24 protein-coding genes and 1 other annotated feature are annotated in these 19780 nt (G+C 40.0%); of the genes, 10 read left to right on the top strand and 14 right to left on the bottom strand.

Annotation, left to right across the window (positions count from 1 at the left end):
* Window positions 1-26: 26 nt before the first annotated feature.
* A complete protein-coding gene (locus IGJ42_RS06285; RefSeq protein WP_005236653.1) occupies window positions 27-200 on the top strand; it encodes a hypothetical protein in 174 nt (57 codons plus the stop codon).
* Between the two features lie 119 nt (window positions 201-319).
* Here the strand turns inward: IGJ42_RS06285 and rplL are convergent, their stop codons facing one another.
* The 4 genes from rplL to rplK all read right to left on the bottom strand — a co-directional run bounded on the left by rplL (window position 320) and on the right by rplK (window position 2720).
* A complete protein-coding gene (gene rplL / locus IGJ42_RS06280; protein WP_003127081.1) occupies window positions 320-691 on the bottom strand; it encodes a 50S ribosomal protein L7/L12 in 372 nt (123 codons plus the stop codon).
* A gap of 60 nt (window positions 692-751) precedes the next feature.
* Window positions 752-1252: a 50S ribosomal protein L10 gene (rplJ, locus tag IGJ42_RS06275; RefSeq protein WP_005236672.1), complete on the bottom strand. Its 501-nt coding sequence runs from the start codon at window positions 1250-1252 to the stop codon at window positions 752-754.
* A 65-nt stretch (window positions 1253-1317) separates the two neighbouring features.
* Window positions 1318-1444 (bottom strand) — a sequence feature (ribosomal protein L10 leader region).
* A gap of 63 nt (window positions 1445-1507) precedes the next feature.
* Window positions 1508-2197 carry a 50S ribosomal protein L1 gene (gene rplA / locus IGJ42_RS06270; RefSeq protein WP_005229790.1) on the bottom strand — a complete coding sequence of 230 codons (690 nt, stop codon included), beginning with the start codon at window positions 2195-2197 and terminating at the stop codon, window positions 1508-1510.
* 100 nt (window positions 2198-2297) lie between these two features.
* Window positions 2298-2720 carry a 50S ribosomal protein L11 gene (rplK, locus tag IGJ42_RS06265; protein WP_005229787.1) on the bottom strand — a complete coding sequence of 141 codons (423 nt, stop codon included), beginning with the start codon at window positions 2718-2720 and terminating at the stop codon, window positions 2298-2300.
* Between the two features lie 317 nt (window positions 2721-3037).
* On the opposite strand from rplK, the gene sdaAB reads away from it, so the two are divergent.
* Window positions 3038-3703, top strand: coding sequence for an L-serine ammonia-lyase, iron-sulfur-dependent subunit beta (sdaAB, locus tag IGJ42_RS06260; protein ID WP_005229781.1), 666 nt, complete (start codon window positions 3038-3040; stop codon window positions 3701-3703).
* Window positions 3704-3716: 13 nt separating this feature from the next.
* Window positions 3717-4589 carry an L-serine ammonia-lyase, iron-sulfur-dependent, subunit alpha gene (gene sdaAA / locus IGJ42_RS06255; protein WP_008381622.1) on the top strand — a complete coding sequence of 291 codons (873 nt, stop codon included), beginning with the start codon at window positions 3717-3719 and terminating at the stop codon, window positions 4587-4589.
* A gap of 154 nt (window positions 4590-4743) precedes the next feature.
* On the opposite strand, the gene IGJ42_RS06250 is transcribed toward sdaAA, so the two are convergent.
* From IGJ42_RS06250 to rpmG, 4 genes are all read right to left on the bottom strand, one after another.
* The gene (locus IGJ42_RS06250; protein ID WP_008379789.1) at window positions 4744-6234 is read right to left on the bottom strand and encodes a DUF1576 domain-containing protein; all 1491 of its coding nucleotides are present in this window, start codon (window positions 6232-6234) and stop codon (window positions 4744-4746) included.
* A 128-nt stretch (window positions 6235-6362) separates the two neighbouring features.
* Complete coding sequence (gene nusG, locus IGJ42_RS06245; protein WP_005229769.1) at window positions 6363-6905, bottom strand: transcription termination/antitermination protein NusG; 543 nt, start codon at window positions 6903-6905, stop codon at window positions 6363-6365.
* A gap of 119 nt (window positions 6906-7024) precedes the next feature.
* Window positions 7025-7195, bottom strand: a complete 171-nt coding sequence (gene secE, locus IGJ42_RS06240) for a preprotein translocase subunit SecE (protein WP_005229766.1) — start codon at window positions 7193-7195, stop codon at window positions 7025-7027.
* 12 nt (window positions 7196-7207) lie between these two features.
* On the bottom strand, window positions 7208-7360 hold the full coding sequence (gene rpmG, locus IGJ42_RS06235; RefSeq protein ID WP_005229764.1) for a 50S ribosomal protein L33: 153 nt from the start codon (window positions 7358-7360) through the stop codon (window positions 7208-7210).
* Window positions 7361-7515: 155 nt separating this feature from the next.
* On the opposite strand from rpmG, the gene cbpA reads away from it, so the two are divergent.
* Window positions 7516-8154 (top strand): cyclic di-AMP binding protein CbpA, encoded by a 639-nt coding sequence (gene cbpA, locus IGJ42_RS06230; RefSeq protein WP_008379786.1) that lies wholly within the window; start codon window positions 7516-7518, stop codon window positions 8152-8154.
* 83 nt (window positions 8155-8237) lie between these two features.
* On the opposite strand, the gene IGJ42_RS06225 is transcribed toward cbpA, so the two are convergent.
* A complete protein-coding gene (locus tag IGJ42_RS06225) occupies window positions 8238-8747 on the bottom strand; it encodes a QueT transporter family protein (protein ID WP_005236682.1) in 510 nt (169 codons plus the stop codon).
* Window positions 8748-9375: 628 nt separating this feature from the next.
* Window positions 9376-10074 (bottom strand): Ig domain-containing protein, encoded by a 699-nt coding sequence (locus IGJ42_RS06220; protein WP_061053978.1) that lies wholly within the window; start codon window positions 10072-10074, stop codon window positions 9376-9378.
* Window positions 10075-10441: 367 nt separating this feature from the next.
* On the opposite strand from IGJ42_RS06220, the gene IGJ42_RS06215 reads away from it, so the two are divergent.
* Complete coding sequence (locus IGJ42_RS06215) at window positions 10442-10969, top strand: FUSC family protein (protein WP_005236688.1); 528 nt, start codon at window positions 10442-10444, stop codon at window positions 10967-10969.
* 59 nt (window positions 10970-11028) lie between these two features.
* Here IGJ42_RS06215 and bsh read toward each other — a convergent pair whose 3' ends face one another.
* A complete protein-coding gene (bsh, locus tag IGJ42_RS06210) occupies window positions 11029-12003 on the bottom strand; it encodes a choloylglycine hydrolase (protein WP_008379784.1) in 975 nt (324 codons plus the stop codon).
* Window positions 12004-12398: 395 nt separating this feature from the next.
* Between bsh and IGJ42_RS06205 the strand changes: the two genes are divergently transcribed.
* From IGJ42_RS06205 to IGJ42_RS06195, 3 genes are all read left to right on the top strand, one after another.
* Window positions 12399-12911, top strand: a complete 513-nt coding sequence (locus IGJ42_RS06205) for a membrane lipoprotein lipid attachment site-containing protein (protein ID WP_086332248.1) — start codon at window positions 12399-12401, stop codon at window positions 12909-12911.
* A 16-nt stretch (window positions 12912-12927) separates the two neighbouring features.
* Window positions 12928-13176, top strand: coding sequence for a spermidine/putrescine ABC transporter permease (locus tag IGJ42_RS06200; RefSeq protein WP_086332247.1), 249 nt, complete (start codon window positions 12928-12930; stop codon window positions 13174-13176).
* A gap of 461 nt (window positions 13177-13637) precedes the next feature.
* Window positions 13638-14609, top strand: coding sequence for a diacylglycerol/lipid kinase family protein (locus tag IGJ42_RS06195; RefSeq protein ID WP_005236695.1), 972 nt, complete (start codon window positions 13638-13640; stop codon window positions 14607-14609).
* A 52-nt stretch (window positions 14610-14661) separates the two neighbouring features.
* Here the strand turns inward: IGJ42_RS06195 and IGJ42_RS06190 are convergent, their stop codons facing one another.
* From IGJ42_RS06190 to IGJ42_RS06180, 3 genes are read right to left on the bottom strand one after another with little or no spacing between them, the layout of a single operon-like run.
* Window positions 14662-15834 carry an ABC transporter permease gene (locus IGJ42_RS06190; protein ID WP_016613262.1) on the bottom strand — a complete coding sequence of 391 codons (1173 nt, stop codon included), beginning with the start codon at window positions 15832-15834 and terminating at the stop codon, window positions 14662-14664.
* Window positions 15821-16966, bottom strand: coding sequence for an ABC transporter permease (locus tag IGJ42_RS06185; RefSeq protein WP_034878640.1), 1146 nt, complete (start codon window positions 16964-16966; stop codon window positions 15821-15823). Before IGJ42_RS06185 ends, IGJ42_RS06190 begins: the two co-directional genes overlap by 14 nt.
* Window positions 16967-16979: 13 nt before the next feature.
* Window positions 16980-17912, bottom strand: a complete 933-nt coding sequence (locus tag IGJ42_RS06180; RefSeq protein WP_005236700.1) for an ABC transporter ATP-binding protein — start codon at window positions 17910-17912, stop codon at window positions 16980-16982.
* Between the two features lie 86 nt (window positions 17913-17998).
* On the opposite strand from IGJ42_RS06180, the gene IGJ42_RS06175 reads away from it, so the two are divergent.
* Together IGJ42_RS06175 and IGJ42_RS06170 are read left to right on the top strand one after the other, a co-directional pair.
* On the top strand, window positions 17999-19108 hold the full coding sequence (locus tag IGJ42_RS06175) for a sensor histidine kinase (RefSeq protein ID WP_005236702.1): 1110 nt from the start codon (window positions 17999-18001) through the stop codon (window positions 19106-19108).
* A complete protein-coding gene (locus tag IGJ42_RS06170; protein WP_008379771.1) occupies window positions 19105-19728 on the top strand; it encodes a response regulator transcription factor in 624 nt (207 codons plus the stop codon). The genes IGJ42_RS06175 and IGJ42_RS06170 overlap by 4 nt, the downstream gene beginning before the upstream one ends.
* Window positions 19729-19780 lie beyond the last annotated feature (52 nt).

The raw sequence follows: 19780 nt of genomic DNA, 5'->3' as shown, positions 1-19780 counted from the left end.
CAATCATAGCAAAGGGAGGCGTAATGATGGGCAAACGATTCGGCTATTCTTTGCTAGCAACAGCCTTGTATTTGGTGGTTTCCAATATTGGTAATCTCGTTTTTGGTATTAACCGCAGCTTTAGTTGGACCACAACGTTGTGGGAAGCATTTTTCTTTTTTATTTTCGTGTTCTTATTCCAACAATTTCGAAAAAAATAAGCAGCGATCCTCGCTCATAAAAAAACGAGGATCGCTGCTTATTACTTTTTAGGAATCTCAGCCTCTAACAAAAAAAGCGCCAAACCCCTTCATACGAAAAGATTTGACACTAAGAAAAATTATTTAACTGTTACTGAAGCGCCAACTTCTTCTAAAGCTGCTTTCAATGCTTCAGCTTCGTCTTTAGAGATGCCTTCTTTAACTGCTGAAGGAGCTCCGTCAACGACTGCTTTCGCTTCTTTCAAGCCTAAGCCAGTTGCTTCACGAACTGCTTTGATAACTTTAACTTTTTGATCGCCAGCTGCAGTCAATTCTACAGTGAATTCAGTTTGTTCTTCAGCAGCACCAGCATCGCCAGCTCCACCAGCTACAGCTACAGGAGCTGCAGCAGATACGCCAAATTCTTCTTCGATAGCTTTAATTAAATCGTTTAATTCTAAGATTGTCGCGCCTTTTAGCTCTTCGACAATGTTTTCAATGTTCAATGCCATTTTGTTTTCCTCCATTTAAGTAAGTAGTTTAGTTTTTAATACTGAAAAATTATGCGGCAATTATGCTGCATCTTCTTCTTTTTCTGCCACTGCTTTGACAGCGTAAGCCACGTTGCGGATAGGTGCTTGTAGCACAGATAGCAACATAGAAAGAAGTCCTTCGCGGTTTGGCAATTTCGCCAATGCAGTAATTTCTTCCAATGAAGAAACTTTGCCTTCGATGATACCGCCTTTGATTTCTAAAGCTTTTGCGTCTTTTGCGAAATCGTTAATGATTTTTGCAGGTGCAACAACGTCTTCATTACTGAATGCTACGGCAGTAGGGCCAGTGAATACTTCACCTAAACCTTCTAGACCAGCTTTTTCAGCAGCACGAGAAAGAATTGAGTTTTTGATAACTTTCATCTCAACGTTTGCATCACGCAATTGTTTACGTAAGCGAGTTACTTCATCAACAGTTAGTCCACGGTAGTCAACAACGACTACAGATGCGGCTGCAGAGAATTTTGCACTCACTTCATCAACGATCGCGGATTTTTTAGCGATAGCTGCTTCACTCATTTATATTTCACCTCCTGATTTTGATGGAAGAGTTTCTTCGAAACAAACTGTTCCTTTGTCCTATAAAGGACAATAAAAAAACTCTATGCCACCGTAGACATAGAGGGACTATTGAAGATTCTCAATAAACGTCCTCGGTAGGAAATTAAGGCAAATGCCACCTACTGTCTTCGGTACAGTTAAACTTTTAACCTTGACTACCTTACCACAGATAAGGTAGTCAAGTCAATAAAAGTTTTGAATTTTTGTATTAAATTAGAAAGAAGCTTGTTCTACATGGATCCCAGGACCAAATGTTGTTGTAACTGAGATATTTTTCATGTATTGCCCTTTTGCTGCTGAAGGCTTAGCTTTCAACAATGTTTCATGGATCGTTTTGAAGTTTTCAATCAATTTGTCATCTTCAAAAGAAACTTTTCCGATTGGTACGTGGATGTTCCCAGCTTTGTCAACACGGTAAGTAACTTTACCAGCTTTTACTTCGTTAACTGCTTTTGTTACGTCCATTGTTACTGTACCAGTTTTAGGGTTAGGCATCAAACCTTTAGGGCCTAATACACGACCTAATTTACCAACAGTAGCCATCATGTCAGGCGTTGCAACAACAACGTCAAAATCGAACCAGCCACCTTGGATTTTTTGAACCATATCGTCGTCACCAACGAAATCAGCACCAGCTGCTTCTGCTTCTTTGGCTTTATCGCCTTTAGCAAAAACTAAAACTGTTTGTGTTTTACCAGTACCGTTTGGTAATACAACCGCGCCACGGATTTGTTGATCCGCTTTTTTAGGGTCTACGTTTAATTTGTAAGCAACTTCAACCGTTGCGTCGAATTTTGCAATATTTGTTTCTTTTGCCAAAGCTACTGCTTCTTCAACTGAATAAGCTTTTGTAGCATCAACTTTTTTCAATGCTTCTTGCATTTTTTTGCTTTTTTTAGCCATTTTGTTTCCTCCTTGATGTGGTTATAACGGTAGAACCTCCCACGTGTCCCATATTTTTCAATATGAAGCCGACTGAGAAGCTACTTCCTTAGGGCTGTAATTATTCTACAGTGATCCCCATGCTTCGTGCAGTTCCTTCAACCATGCGCATTGCTGCTTCAACGTCAGCTGCGTTTAGGTCTTCCATTTTCAATTCAGCGATTTCTTTTACTTGATCGCGTGAAACTTTTGCAACTTTTGTTTTGTTTGGTTCGCCTGAACCTTTTTCAACGTTTGCTGCTTTTTTCAACAATACTGCTGCTGGTGGTGTTTTTGTAACGAAAGTAAATGAACGGTCTTCGTATACAGAGATCACTACTGGAATGATCAAACCTGCTTGATCAGCTGTACGAGCATTGAATTCTTTAGTGAATCCCATGATGTTGATACCCGCTTGACCTAGCGCAGGACCTACCGGCGGAGCTGGTGTTGCTTTACCTGCAGGAATTTGCAATTTAACGATTTTTTCTACTTTTTTTGCCACGAGACATACCTCCTTGAGTCCGTGATGTGGTTAATTGGAGATCCAAATTTCTCCTCCCACTTTGGTGATTCATGTGCACACACAAAAAACGTGTGACGAAAGCACACTGGAATATTATAGCATCTTTATGGAATAATTCAAGGTTTTTCAGCTGATTTTTTTGAAAAAATGCTCACCAGCGCTTTTCGTTAGTCCATCGCTAAAAAAGAAATAAAAATCACTTGCTTTTGGTCTGCTTTTTTCATTCTCTCATTTTTTTATGCTACACTACTACTGGAATTCTTCCCTATTCGTTTACTACTATCGAGGTGAAAAAAATGGAACAATTAAAATACCGCAGTGTATTTGACATAATCGGACCCATCATGGTGGGTCCCAGCAGTTCTCATACCGCCGGTGCTGCCCGGATCGGAAAAATCGTTCGCAGTATTTTTGGCGAACAGCCAGACAGTGTAGATATCCTGTTGTATGAATCGTTTGCTAAAACCTATCGCGGTCATGGAACCGATATTGCGTTAGTTGGCGGTCTCTTAGGCATGGAGCCAGATGATGCTCGCCTAGCGGACTCTTTAAAAATCGCTTATGAGAAAGGGATCGAAGTCTTATTCGTCCCTAAAAAAGAAAAAGCGGAACATCCGAATATGGTCAAGATGATTTTGACAAAAGGTAGCCACAAACTATCTGTCACTGGCATCTCGATCGGTGGTGGCAACATTCAAATCTCAGAGCTTAACGGCTTCAAAATTTCTCTGACACTGGGTACCCCTACTTATGTGATCGTCCATCAAGATGTTCCGGGAATGATTGCGAAAGTAACCAATTTACTATCAGAGGCTCAAATCAATATCGGTACGATGACCGTTACGAGAGAAGCTGTCGGTGATAAAGCAATCATGATCATCGAAGTCGATCAGCGCAATGATCAGCTGGCGCAACAAATCAAAGTTTTGCCGCACGTTTACAGCGCTGCGTATTTTGATTAAAGGAGATAAGCACATGTTCTATACAATAGAAGAGTTAGTAATAGAAAGTAAAAATTATCCTTCCGTTGCAGAGATGATGATTGCGATCGAAGCAGAAAATACTGGTCGTAGTCGCGAACAGATCCTTGCAATCATGGAAAAGAATTTAGTTGTTATGGAACAATCAGTCGCTGAAGGTGTCGCTGGTGTAAAATCGGTGACGGGATTGACCGGCGGCGATGCGACTCGCATGAACGACTACCTTGCTGCCGGTGATTTTTTAAGCGGAGAAACCATTCTACAAGCGGTCCAAAATGCCATTGCAGTCAACGAAGTCAATGCGAAAATGGGCTTGATCTGTGCAACACCGACTGCCGGCAGTGCGGGTGTTGTTTCTGGTGTATTAATGGCCGTACGTGAGCGTTTGGCACTGACTCGAGCGCAACAAGTCGACTTTTTGTTTACAGCCGGCGCCTTTGGTCTGGTGATTGCCAACAATGCCTCGATTTCCGGTGCCGAAGGCGGTTGTCAAGCAGAGATCGGTTCTGCTAGCGCAATGGCAGCGGCGGCTTTGGTTTGTGCAAAAGGTGGCACCCCCCACCAAGCGGCTCAAGCGGTGGCGATCACCCTCAAGAATATGATGGGCTTGATTTGTGACCCTGTCGCGGGCTTAGTCGAGGTCCCCTGCGTGAAGCGCAATGCCCTGGGATCTTCCCAGGCCTTTATCTCTGCCGACATGGCATTAGCAGGAATCGAAAGTGTCATCCCACCTGATGAAGTGGTCTTAGCGATGTATCAAGTAGGACGACAAATGCCTAGCATTTTCAAGGAAACGGCTGAAGGTGGTCTAGCCATGACACCGACTGCCCAACGCCTACAGGCAGAAATCTTAGAAGCCAATCGTTGATGTTTTTTTAGAAATGAACACGAATAAAAACCAACCAAGAACAACCAATCTTTGCTTGTTCTTGGTTGGTTTTCATTTTCCCATTATTTCCAACGACGAAAAGGCAAGCACTCCCTACTTGTTAAACAAGTAACAAATGACATTGGCGGTTTTTCTACTCCCACTCGCCTACCCTATAGTGTTTCTTTTGGGCAACGGGTTTTAATACCTTCACAGGCTCGGAAAATTTAGGTTTTCCTTCTGTTTGATCCAATGGGACCAATGGCTGCTCGCTTTCTTGTGCTTTCAAGTCCATTTGTGGTTTTTCATCCTTGGTAGCTTGCGCCTGATCGGCTGATTTTTGCCAAAGCTGTTTGCTGAGATCCAATAAGGGAATGATCATCATGGCGACTAGCCCGCCAGAAAAACCATTGTTATACAGATTCAAACCTCCATGTAAGAAATCAATATTCAGTACCATTGAGGCGTGCACAAAACCGACCACCAAGCCGCCTTTCCAGCCATAGGCATTTGTTACTGCACAGAGCATCATCGCAAAAATCGCTGACGTGACTGTAACCGTCTCGTTGATGGTGTATACGCTCAATAGATTGGCAATCGTCACCCCTGCCAATAAAGGCAGCGAGTTAAAGACATGAGAGCCACAAGCAGAAAAGCCGATGACGCAAAAGATCGCACCGATAACTGGTCCATTTAAAACCGCACCAATACTGACGACATATGCCACAAGCAAAAACGTCATCAATCCCATGTTGATCATCGTATTATAAACGCCGGTATCACGTAAGATATCTCGTTCGATTTTGCCACTATGAGACCAAATCGCTCGCATATTCAATCGTTTTTTCTTGATTGCCATCAGCGACCCATAGCCTACGAACACACTTCCTAAAACCAGCATCATGAGAATCAAACGCGGCTGCTGTTCTTGCGACACCAATGTTCTTAGCTCAATCGTTAGGCCAAACATCCGACAGATAGCGGCGACTAATGTACACAACATTCCTGAAGTGAATCCAGCACTGTATAAACTGACGCTTTGAAAAAGTCCTTGAAAATATAAGGCCATGGGAACCATCAAAAAACCGGTAAAAATTCCAATACCGTACCCCATCACCAAGCTAAAATAAGGCGGTAGTGAGTCATTGAATGCAAAATAGCTGACGATTGGAGAAACCGACGATCCATACAAGGCAATCAACAGAAATTTTTTCAATGGTTCATTCATAAAATACGAATACAGACGGACGCCTAAAAATATCGGGATAAAATTTAGTAGATTTTTCCCAAAAAAACCATACCCAGTCACCATAAAGATAGCAGACACCGCGCCTCCTGTGATCGGCACCCGATAATGATAGCAAATCGAGATCGCTACAAACGTCATCAAACTGCTGTTTAATAAAGCCGACCCTACAGAAGTCATAGCAATATAATCTGTCACAAGATGACTTTCCGAAAATAAAATCAACTTGAGCTCTTCGACTGCCACCCTTGGATCGAAAAACAACATGGCAAAGAAAAACAGCAGCAAATTAAAAAGAAACAACAAGCTATACCCATTATGTACAGAGATCATCCCTTTAGTATGGGGATGAAAATCATTGTGAAACTTTACTCTAAAAAAAGCAAATAATTTTGACATAAGACCCCTTCCTCTTATAAAGCGCTTACTCATTTTGAGAAAAAAAGTGGGCCAACGAATTGGTCCACTTTATTCTCATTACTGTTATTTTACCGTAAATGAGCCGTTCATGCTAGTCTATCCAGCAGTTAAATTTTATCTACTTGCTCAAAATCAAGTTCTGTACTGGTTTCACGACCGAACATATCGATGTTCACTTTTAGTTTTTGTTTTTCTTCATCGATTTCTGCTACTTGTCCTTCTAGACCAGAAAACGCACCTTCGATGATTTTGACGGTTTCGCCAATTTCGACTTCCAGTTCAACTGTCCGAGTACTCATACCGATCGAACGTAAAATTGAATTGATTTCTTCTTGTAATAAAGGCGCTGGCTTGCTTCCTGCACCATGAGAGCCAACGAAACCTGTTACCCCAGGAGTATTACGTACAACGTACCAAGATTCATCCGTCATGACCATTTCAACTAATACATAGCCAGGAAATGTTTTATGAACGATTTCTTTGGTTTTGCCGTTTTTTTCTTCTGTTTCTACTTCTTCGGGAACGACGACACGGAAAATATAATCACCCATCCCCATGCTTTGTGCACGTGACTCTAGGTTCGCTTTTACTTTGTTTTCATAGCCAGAATACGTATGCAGTACATACCAATTTTTTTCAAAAGATTCCATTTTTTTCGGACTCCCCATCTTTTTTGTAAAATAAAAAAACCTCAGCTGCACCGAAGTTTTTCCTCAAAGCGATTATAGCACGATTTGTGATAAATGACTAGCGCTATCAGTAAGAAGTGTTACTTTAGGATCCAATTGAAGACCGTTTGAATCAGTGTGTCCATCACAAAGAACATCAATGCAAAAATAATGGTTGTTTGAATCACCACAAATGTATCTTTGCGTAATTGTTTTTTTGATGGCCAAGAAACGTTTTTCATTTCTTCAACAACATTTTTCAAAAATTTCATTCGATTCCCTCCTTACTTCGTTTCACGATGCAACGTATATTGATTACAATACTTGCAAAATTTGTTGATTTCAAGGCGTTCGCCTTTTTTACCTTCACTGACTGATTTTGAATAGTTGCGGGATCCGCAGACAGAACAAGCCAAAGCAGCTTTTTTCGTTGCCATCTTAGTGTCCTCCCCCTTTTTATAAAGTTTTCCAACACTAAAAATACCATTTATTTAAGATTGTGTCAATTTTTGATTTTCTGTCGTATAAATATAGTTTCTGCTGATTTTGTGGTATGATAATGGTGTTAAATGGGTATTTGGGAGGGAAAATTATGTTATTAAAAACAATGGTTTACAAAAAACGCGATTTAACAACGGTAAAGGAAACAGCTACCTTAGAAGAAGCGCTGGCAATTTTAGAAGAGTCTGGTTATCGTTGTGTGCCTATCCTAGATGAATCAGGAAAGATTTTTAGAGGAAATATTTATAAAATGCACATCTATCGCCATAAAGCAAATGGCGGTGACATGACTTTACCCGTCACCTATCTGCTAAAAAATGCGACGAAGTTCATTTATGTCAACTCTTCATTTTTTAAGGTTTTCTTTACAATCAAAGAATTGCCTTATATTGCGGTACTAGATGAAAACAATCAATTTTACGGCATCTTGACTCATAGTTCCTTATTGAATATGTTGTCACAATCATGGAGCGTTGAACAAGGAAGCTATGTGTTGACGATCGCATCAACAGGTCAACAAGGCGACTTAGCGGTTATCTCAAAAATAATCGCAAAATACAGCAGTATCGCTAGCTGTATCACTCTCGACATCGGTAAAGACGAATTTATTCGTCGTACGATGATCACTTTACCAGCAAACACATCAAAAGAATTATGCGACAAGATCGTTGCGCAACTAGAAGCGAAAAACTTCAAAGTTGTGGAGATCGAAGACTTAAAAGCAGAATAAAATAAAAGATCATTCCTTCATTTCTTAGGAATGATCTTTTTTCTTGTTTTTTGAGAACCATCAAAGCAAAAAACAAGCTTTTTTTACACGCGCTTATCGAAGCGAACGGCACGATTGATGATATACATCACCGGTGCCGTAATCGTCATTACAATAAATTCACTCAATGCCGTTGTTGCAAATGTTGGCCAGAAAGGCAATGCTAAGGTGATATTTAGCATAATCGCAATCAGGAACATACTTAATGAAAAAACAATGGTATTAAATGCCAGTCTTACGAAAACATTTGGAATCTTCTTATATACCAATGCAGTTGCTCCTAAAGCCAAGAAGCTTCCGAAACCGCCGAATACGACATCCAAGATCCCCATTCCAAAGAACATGTTATACACTATAACCCCGCCAACGACACCCCACATCAATTTTCTGTTGAAAACGACCAAGTGATTCAATCCTTCAGATATCCTAAATTGAATCGCTCCTGAAGCAACGGGTGAGACTAGAACCGTTACAGCAACATAAAGTGCCATAATGATCCCATTGGCTGCGACGGCACGCAAACGTTGATTGGTTAGATTTGTTGATTTTTCCATTTGATCCCTACTTTCTCCGAGTTTTGATTACGCGGGATGGTTGATGAACCGCGGTGCGCTTCGCACAAGTACTTATTATACACATTAATAGCCATATATCAATGTTAAACCGGCCATTTAATCATCAAATCATCTCGAAATCACCTGACAAAACTTTATGCAGATGGAATTGCTCCCTCTGTTCCTTCATTCGTTGATTCAAAGAAACACTTCGCAGCTTTCATTTTCTAGCCCTATTCGACTATCAATGAATCATCCATCGTCAGATTTCCTAATAGCTTGTGATTCAATCTTTAACCTTGAAAGAGATGGCAAAAATATTATTTTTACGCCTACCGAAGAAATGAACGATGAAGATGGTGGCTTTGTGTTGAAACCTCGCTAAATCAAGGCGCATCTCGTGATGAAAGGTTAAGTGCTGAATTACTTTAAGATTCGTCGGATCTACGCACAGAAATCATCTTGAATACGTAAAACATCCCTTTTCGCTAACGGAAAGGGATGTTTAGAATGAATCAGACGATTCAGTTACTTTTTGATCAAAAATAGCTCTCTTCTCGTTGCCTCGTTACCTTTTTGGTAAAGCAATTTCTCATAGATGTTTACTCAGCGAATGCCTGCTACACCTCTATTTAGCTGGTCGAAAGCCCGATTTGTAGGCTTCCACCTCTGTCTTGAACATCCGAATTGGACTGGTCGTTTTATTATAATATTGACTCCCCGGTATATGATAAATCTTTTGTTTGGAGCCTTTGATCAGCCCTTTGCCCCGTTTGTCTACATATTTTTTCAGTCCATCTCTAAATGCATCATTCGTCGTTCCAGGTGCTTTCCCACCTTTTTTCACCAGTTTGACCTGGATTGCTTCCAGTTGAAAACCAAAGCCAGACGTTCCTGAAGACTGTCCGTTTTTCGCCCACCCCATCCAGCCAAATTGTTGTGCATTGACTCGATAATAGACATCGTAATACTTAGCGATCTCACCGGTGAGTTTGATTTGGATCGCCTCCAACCGTTGTCCTTTTCCACTTGTACCAGACAGAGTCCCATTTTTTCTAAACGATTTTTCCCAGCCTTGTTTCTGAATGGAGGTTTTATATTCAATATTCCCTTTGTATTTTTCGTTAGTAATTTTTATCTTGATTGCTTCAAGTCGCTTGGCTTTCCCTGTGGTCCCTGACGTCTGACCGTTTGTTTTCCATGATTGCCACCCTTGAGACTGGATATTTGTTTGATAGCTCACACTTGGTGAAGATGCAGCAAAAACTGTCATCGGAAAAACAACAAAGCCAAGTAAAAGAACAAATAGTATGGACACTTTTTTCATTTTAAACCCTCCTTATTTTGATTATCTCAATATAATATCTAAAAAACAAACTTTTTATGAACAATAAATATTTTTTTATCAAAACACTTATTTAAACGTTGAACAGACTGAGAAATAAAAAAAGGAGTCTTAAGCGATGGCAACGAAAGTCAATTCATTTAGGGTTGGGGTCACTTATTGTATTCCTTTCAACACTCAAAGTTGAAAATTGCATGGTATCAAGCTAGCTTCTCGACGACTGATAAAATTTGCCTGTCAACGTACGATGAAAGAATCGTTGTTCATTTTTCTGAAAATCTAAGCAATTGACCGTCTGCAATGTGGTATAATCGACTTCGTTGAAATTTGTTTTGAGAGGATGGCATGATTGAACTTATTTGGATTGACCTTTGGCTTAAGAAATGTAAAAACTGGAATCAGTGTATTCCTCTGTATTTTGATTAGTGTTCTTTTGAATCGTGAAACCTACGTCGTATCAACGATCACAGCTGTTTTCACATTAAGAGAAGATCATGAGAATACCGTCAAATACGGGAAACATCGGATTGCCGGTAACAGCTTCGGCGCAATCGCTTCTGTATTTTGTATTGCGATATTTAACTTTTTCGGACATTCGTCCTTTATACAAATGATTGCGATCCCTTTAGTGATCATGTTGATGATCGCTTTATTGGTCAAATTTGATTACTCCGAGGGAACAGTTGGTGCTTGTGCTACACTATTGACGATTTTATTTATGATCCCTCAAACTGAATCTTACTTGTATGCTTTTAATCGGATTGTTGATAGTTTCATCGGCATGACGATTGCAATATTGGTGAACCGCTTTTTTCCATTTCCGAATAAAAGTACCGCAGGGACGAAGACGACAACAAATGAGAGTGATTCATTTTAAAAATGGAAAAGGAAAAAAACCATCTCAAAACAGCTTTGAGATGGTTTTTTAAGAATGGATCAGTTACTGAAAAGAACTTGTTGGTCTTCAATTAATGGATAAGAAATCGGTACATTACCTTCCAAATCTTCTTTATTCATATCAACTGCAACGATTTGACTATTTTCATACGTACGATAGTAATAGATTCCTTTATCTGTATTGCAGCAAGAAGAATAAATCGTGTACTCATAGCGCTCATTGCCTATGTCACAAAGTCCTTTTTGTTGCTCAACCGAACCTAAAATATGGAAGAACTGACTAATGCTTTCGGATTCAGATTCTCCAGAAACGGAATTTAATCGGGTAAAAGCTACTTTGACAAAGCGAGACATCGAAGAAAGATCTCCTGGCAGACCTAAGCCGCCCATTCCACGACTATATTCATCAAAATCCAGCTTGTCAGAAAAATGGGTTTCCGGAGTTTTCGATGATAACACACGGTAGTTATTCAAATTGAACAATTGATAATCAAATGGCGGATTATTTGTCAAAACTCCCACCGGATTTTCATGAATATGAAGGCCATCACTCATACTTTCCACAACGATGGCACTTTTTTTATCAGCAATCATCCAATGCAAAGGCGATAGAGGCAAATCTTCACTAAAATTGATCCGAACGAGATTGACATTGGCTAATAGCCCTTTTACTTCTTCGACAGTAGCGCATTGTCCTAAGAGCCATGGGATGAACTCAAAAGGCGTAACATTCTCTTTTCCTTCTTGAAATTCATTGTAGACAGCATTTTCTGGAAAATTCAATCCAGCGATACCTAAACCTTTTTCATTGACCGCATCATAATACAGTGGATACTCAGCGACACCAGCAGCAATCCCAATCATTGCGTAATGGTGATCTATTTCACTTACTTTGCGAAATTTGAATGGATAATTTCTCGGAGTAATGGTCACTACTTCTTTATAAGAAACATCATAATCAAAATTTCTGCCAAAATAATGATCTTTCGTTACATAAGTTAACGCAGTACACATAATACTTCCTCCTAAAATAAGTTTTTTACACTTCTAATTTACTCCTATCGCTTTTTTTTAACAAGGAAAAAGCAATAAATAATAATAAAAAAATAATTAGATATATTATAGTTATTTTAATATCTTTTCTCCATAAAATGCAAACCTTTTGAATTTTTACACAAAATAAAAAAAACGCTTTTTTTATCACTATTTATAACAATATGCATAAACATAGTTAAATAATGGTTAAAATAACCAGATACTTCTTTATTCGTGAGGCTTTTCAAGGTAAAATAAATAAAGTATCTAAAAAAGAAAGGATATGTTCTTTTTTAGATACAAAAAAATATTTCTTCATAAATTATAATATAAGCAAAATATTACAATTTATTTTGAAAAAAAGGGGTTTAAAAATGAAAAAGATTTTATTTGGTTTTGTACTAGTATCCACTTTATTCCTGGCTGGTTGCTCTAGTGAAGATGTGGAAAGTGATACTGTCGAATCGTCACAACAAACAACTGAAACAACAATGGAAAGCTCCGAAGATTCTGAGGATGTCGCTGCTTCTGAAGAAGAAGAGATTGAAACTAATGAGAGCTCAGAAGAAGAAATTGACAGCCAAGCGAATGAGCAAGCTTCTGATGAATTGGAAGCACAACTTGAAAAATTATCTGATACGTACGCTGATCTGACCGCAGAAGTTGAAGGGTATATTGCCAATCCTGAAACTTATGATTTGTCCGCTTACACTTCTGTTATGCGTAGCTACACTGATTTGATGAGAGAATTTCAAACAACCACTGAGACAATTGAAGCGGCTGATCTAGGTGACGGCTGGGCTTACTACGATATCTATATGGATATTTTAGAAGAATCTGTGAAACTAACTGAAGCCTTCGCCAATCTACCAGAAATGCAGCAATAACTAAAGGAGCTCTCCTATGAAAAAAGTACTAATTAAGCTAGTACGGATTTTATGTGTGATCACAATAATCCTTAACATACTAGGCACCTCTGCTTTATTTTATCTTGCCCATACTCAAAATTTACTGGGATTTATGTTTCAAACATGGCAAAATAATCCGTTTAATTTTAGTAATTACGATGTGCTGATAATCAATAATTCGATTATATTTTTAGTGGTTCCAATTTTGATTTTAATTTTTGTGAAAAATCCAAAAAAAGAATGACTGCTACTTTCTAAAAGACATAAAAGCAAAATCGAATGAAAACTCGGTTTTGCTTTTCCTTTATCTTTTATTTAAACTATTTAAATTTATCTAAAAGACAACTACCAAATCATGTAAGCGATTGCTAAAAGAGAAAAATGTGCTATACTATAAGTGTAAGGAGCAAGGATTCCCAGTAAAGCAGACGAAGCAGGTTCTGCAAGAAAAGAATTGTTGTCAACTTAGAATAAAAGACAAAGGATGTGGGAATTTGAGTTACTCCTTACTAATTGAATAGGATTCGGCGATGGGCATCATTACCTGAGGATCAAAGTGGACATAAGAACCTTTGAAAACCCAGAAAGCACAATCGTCGAATCTATTTTTTTGCTCTTTTTTCAGGCATCGTCTCCCCGCCTTCTGTCGAAACATGCTATAATTAAACGCATTGAACGAAAAAACGATATGGAGCTATTCATAAAATGAACTATTATTATCACTTCCTCGTAAACCCTGCTTCAGGTAGTGGACGAGGAAAAAAAGCGGCGGAACGTGTGCAAAGAATCGTAAAAAAACATCGTTTCCCCCATCAAATCTACCTAACCAAATCACCCGGCGACGAACGGTACATCACCAGAAAACTCTTAAAAGAACGCCTTTTGCCTTGGGATGATGTCTATTTAGAAAATGGCGAGATGCTTTATCCATTATTGGTGGTTATCGGCGGTGATGGAACGCTGCACCAAGTAGTATCAGAGTTACAACTTGAACAACAACAAATTCCCGTTGCTTACATCCCCGCTGGCTCGGGAAACGATTTTGCGCGAAGTATCGATCTGCCACGAGAGCCGGAAAAAGCGTTTTGGAAAATTGCCGGTACTACTAAGCCCCAAGAATTGGCCATTATCCGCTATGAAGAGCAGATCCAAGAGGAAAACGGCATCGCTCTTAATAATGTGGGTATTGGTCTTGATGCGGCAATCGTCTATACCACCAATCACTCTGTGGCAAAAAGCAGTCTTAATAAGTTCAACCTCGGCTCCTTTTCCTATATCGCTGCAATTATCCGCGTTTTGTTTCTTCAAAGAGGTTTTCCGATCTTAGTCGAGTGTAATGGGCAACAATTCAGTTATAAAAAAGCTTTTTTGTGCACCACGACCAATCATCCTTACTTTGGCGGCGGTGTTGCAATCGCCCCAACCGCTTCAGTCAGAGAGAAAAAGTTTGATTTCGTACTCGTTGAGCGTGTGTCGATTTTCAAGATTTTCTGGCTGATCGGTTTACTGATGCGTAAGAAACACATGAATTCACGCTACTTTCATCATCTCTCCACGTCGAAGCTGAGAATTATCTCTACCGTGCCCCAACATGGACAAGAAGATGGCGAAGAAATGGGCCAACGTCCCTTTGATATTACCTTTACTACTGCCAATCAATTATTTTGGTGCCCATAAAGAAAACGATACAAATCAGCAACGATTTGTATCGTTTTTTTCTGTGTACCTGTTAGTTTTTCGCTGAGTTGTACTGCCAACGAGGACTGCCTTCTTTTCCCAAAACAAAATGAATCATTGAAAATACTGCTGCAAATGCAACCAAGACAAAGCCATTGAACCAAAACGATTCAGTAAACCCTTGATTGTACGTGAGGGTCTCGCTAATCAAGGTATTGTTTTGAACAAACCAATACGTTGGTGTAAACGCCGCGATTTTATTGACGATATCTGGCAGGAAATTAGCTGATACAAAGACACCACCGATAAAACAGCTGCCGGTTATAAAGATATTGCTGATCCCGCCGATTGCTTCTGAATTTTTCACCAGGGAAGTGACACACGCCGAGAAGCTGATGACTGGTAATAAAAACAAGAACGTGTTCAAAATGTGGTACCAAGCTGCTGTATCCCAAGACGTGCGGATCACTAATAACACCATCAGTAATAAAAAGCCGAAAGTTAAGAGCAGCGAATAACTGATCAAGCTTAACAGGATTTTCCGCTGTAAGACACGTTTAGCAAGAGGGGCGCTCTGGTTTCGCTTGCTGATTGCTTTGCGATTAAAGGCCATATTGATCACGCCAAACCCGCTAAATATTGATAGAAAGAGACCATATGACAATAAGTTAAAGGTCATGCCTGTTAACATTTTTTTCATTCGTTGACTATATTCTGTACTGAGTTCAACTTGCCCAGTGACGGCTAGCGCTGTTTGTGCTTGTTCTATCGCCTCACTAACTGTTTTACCTTCTTCTTTAAAAAGCAAAAGCGTCTGTAAGTACGTGTTCACTTGCTGGGTGACAATGGTTTTAGAGAAAGCATCTGGCCGGCTTTGAATCTCGATTGCTGGCATCTGGCCGGCCTCCACCTGTTCCGTGAAATCTACTGGTAAATGCAAGACGATGTTTATGCGATTAAAATAAAGGGCATCATCAATTTCTTTTTGTGAGGTACCCTCCAAAGTGACCAAGGTCTGCTTCTCCTTCAAGTAGTCCCGAAGACCGTCAACGACTGGCGACTCCTCTTCACTGATCAAAGCAATGTTGGCTTCTTGTAAAGAGGTGTTTTCGACGTCGATGCTTTGTGCATAAAAGAATGTAACTCCCACAGTGATCAGTACTCCAATTAGTAAATTCGACTTATTGGCCTTCAGTAAAGTCCAAATCGTTTTATAAAGCGTCATAGCGCACCCCTCTTTCGATCCAAGTATTTCCAATTGCGAAAAGGACGATAAAGCCAGTCAACCATAAAAGATTGGTATAAAAGCTAGCCAGATCTGTATAGTAGTATAATTGATAGAGACTTTCACTGATCAAATTGACGAGATTTATTTGCCCCAGTATCGGCACATGTAGATCAAGCCAATACTTGATTTGTTCCGAGCCCATCATCCCGGCAAAAAAGCTCATCGCCATCGTCACGGAAATCAAAATGCCATCCTTTTGCACCAGATTCATTTTTGGCGTCAGATTTCCAATCAATGTTCCTAGCAAAATCGCACACAATGATCCCAACGCGGCAACCAGTAGTAGCCACTGCCATCGTTCACCAAAGTCTACTTGATAGACAAAACGAAAAACCGCTAAAATAATGTAGACTTCTACTAACACAATCGTAAAACTCGCCGCTAAATTCGCACTTGAAACCAATGTGCGTTTTCTTGGTATCAAGGAAAGCCGAATCCCATTCGCGGATTGATTGGCTTGCTGATCCTGAACATTGCGAACACCCCACATCGTCCCATAGAGGATCGCCATCCCAATCAAAGTAAAGAAATAAAAACTTTTAACACTCATGTCACGATCAGCATTCACTTCTTGAAAAGTCGCTTCCTGTTCAAACGCGGCCATAATTGGTGCAAGATCAAGCGTTTCAAGTTCTGCTGCTTTACTAGAAATAATCGCTGTACGTTGTAAAAATTGATCCATTACATTTTTCATCAACGTCTGACTCATGCCCGCTTGCCCCACATGGAGTGAAATCGTTTCGTCAGCTATCAGATAAAACCCAGCTAAATCACCCGCATTCAGCTCTTCAACTGCCTCTGCTTCTGATAGTTCCTTAAGATCAAATAATGGTTTTTCATTGATTTCCACTTGTTCAAGGACCGCGGAAAAATTTTCCGAAAGCGCTGATTGATCCCCGTTTTTTACGATTCCCGTCGTGATTGTCTCTAAATTTCCTGCTTGATCGATCTCCCCAAAGGCCGCCATAAACATTAGGCCTAAGAGAATGGGAAACGCCAACGTCCAAAACAGCATGGATTTATTTCGCAACAGCACTTTTGTGCGATATTTGTAAAAATGCCAAAACATGTTTTCCCCTCCTTTAGTCTCTCAATTCCTTGCCCGTGATCTCTAAAAAGACATCATTTAAGGTCGCTTCTTTGGTTGCAATTTTTCCGTAACTGATTTTCTCTGCTTGTAAGAGCGTCAAAATGGGGAGCAAGACCGTATTGAGTTCCGTCGTTGTTACTTGGAGCTGTCCCTCTTTATAAACGATCCCGTCAGCAGTAATGGTGGTTTGAATTGTAGCCAATACATGGTCTGGCAGTAAGGGGATGTCGATGGTCAAACGATCTGCCGTGCGTACCATGTCTTTCAGAGATTCCTTGGTCCCTTTGGCAATCACCTGTCCCTGATCCATAATCACGATCTGGTCACAAAGAATTTCCACTTCTTCCATGTAATGGGTCGTATAAACGATCGTTGCTCCTTGGCGATTCAGCTCTTTGATGCTTTCCAAAATTTTATTACGACTTTGGGGATCGACGGCGACTGTTGGTTCATCTAAAAAAATCAAGCGTGGCTTATGAGCGATCCCACAGGCAATATTCAACCGTCGTTTCAAGCCACCACTCAGCTCACCTGGATGGAAAGTCACGAAATTTTCCAATCCCACTAATTGTATGACTTCTTCGATCAATGCTTGCCGTTTCTCTTTGTCAGCAACATATAAACCACAAAAATAATCGATATTTTCTTGTACACTTAGTTCTTCAAAGACGGCAACATCTTGAGGAACGACGCCGATCATTGCTTTAACGGCATAGTTTTCAGGGGTCATGGTTGATCCAAACAGTTTAATGGTGCCTTTGTCATAATTTAGCAAAGAGAGCATACAATTGATAGCAGTCGATTTCCCACTACCGTTTGGTCCCAATAATCCTAAAACTTCCCCTTCTTGTACTTGCAGATCAAAATGATTCAATGCCACAAAATCACCATAGCGTTTAACTAATTTATCAATTTCAATAATCATGATGAAAAACTCCTTCCAAATTTCTTGTTAATCTGACTATAATAAAGTTTAAGAAAAGAAACTAGTGACGATTGACCAAATCAACTATGACATTTGTCACAATGAAGGAGTCTGCCATGTCCAAATCTCGACTACTCAGCGAAGCTGGCTTTCTACTCGCAATCTCGTTGCTTCTATTGGTAAATCAAGGATTTGTTGCCGTACAAGTCATTTTTTTGCTGATCGCTATTTTCTTCACTGGTGTCAGTTATTTATTGCCTAGGAAAGCAAGCTGGTTTTTTCAAGTTATTCTATTGCTTCTATGTACTTTTTGGCCAGAGCTTGCCCTCTTTCTGCCTGCAATGATGCGGGTGATCGCTCCTGAAGAAAGAAAAGATGACATTCTATCTTTATTAGGATTTTTATTGATCGCAACAGTTGGCAATCAATCCCCCTCCAAGATCGCCTTTGTCATCCTTTTGTTGCTTTTTGCTTTTTACTTACGTAAAAAAGAACAGCGAATGTCTGCTCTTGAGAAAAAGTACATCGCTTCAAAAGATACTCATTGGGAAAAACAGCAGCAATTATCGCAGCAAAACAAAGTACTAGCCTTATCACAAGAAACAAAATTGGCCTTACAAATTGCCGAAGAACGAAATCGAATCGCGCGAGATATCCATGACAATGTTGGCCATCTGCTGTCGAGTGCCATTTTGCAGATTGGCGCACTTGAAATGATCAATCAAGAACCAAAACTGAATGAGCCCTTAGCAAATTTGAGTGCTACGGTTCACACTGGGATGGATCGTATCCGCCAAAGCGTTCATGATCTCCATGAGACATCGATTACTTTCCAACAGTCCTTAGAGTTTCTGATTGCTGATTTTCCATCTTCAGTCACGATTGAAGGAACCTTATTTGAAGGATTGAACGAAGCCCAGCAAAATTGTTTCTTAATGGTGATCAAAGAAGCCTTGACCAACAGCATCAAACACAGTCATGCCAAAACCGTTGTCTTGCATTTTCGGACACTGCCTGCTTTTTTCCGCTTGCAAATCACCAATGATGGGGTCCGCGGATCTCAAATTGCTAAAACTGGAATCGGTCTGAAAACGATGCGTCAACGGGTCCAAGAACAACAAGGACAAGTTCATATCTTACAAGAAAACCAACGCTTTCAGTTGACGATCATTTTACCAAAGGAGGAACACCAATGATTACTGTAGTTATTATTGACGATGATCCGTTTGTGACGACCTCGTTGCAAACCATTTTAGAAAGCACAGAAGAAATTCGTGTATTAGGCATCGGTCATTGTGCCAAAGACGCCATTGACCTCTATGAAACTCATCGTCCTGACGTTTTGCTGACGGACATCCGCATGCCGGAACAAACTGGGATCGATGCTGCCAAAGAAATACTGGCTAAATTTCCCCACGCGATCCTTTTGCTATTGACTACCTTCAAAGATGAAGAATACATTCGAGAAGCCTTTTCCATCGGTGTGAAAGGTTATTTGATCAAACAGAATTTACAGGCAATCATCCCTTCTGTCAAAGCCTCTTATAATGGCCAAGTTGTCTTTGGGAATGAAATCGTTGAGACCTTCACGCAGCTAATGAAGAACGAACCATCAATTGACAATCAAGCTTCCTTTAGCGAACGTGAATTTGCGATCATCAAAGAAGTAGCAGCGGGTAAAAACAATAAAGAAATCGCCGATGCCTTGTATTTGAGTGATGGAACCGTTCGTAATTACATCAGCCAATTACTAGAAAAGCTGGGGTTACGGGATCGCACGCAATTAGCAATCTATTTTTATCAGCATTTACAGTGAGTCTCGTTAGACACAAAAAACCTGAAGAAATGCGCCTTTGCATTCTTCAGGT

Origin of the sequence: Enterococcus sp. DIV1067f, assembly GCF_050543505.1 — a bacterium.
Taxonomy (GTDB): domain Bacteria; phylum Bacillota; class Bacilli; order Lactobacillales; family Enterococcaceae; genus Enterococcus_D; species Enterococcus_D entomosocium.
Note: the sequence above shows the minus strand (reverse complement) of the source record. Positions and strands in the feature narration are given on the sequence as shown.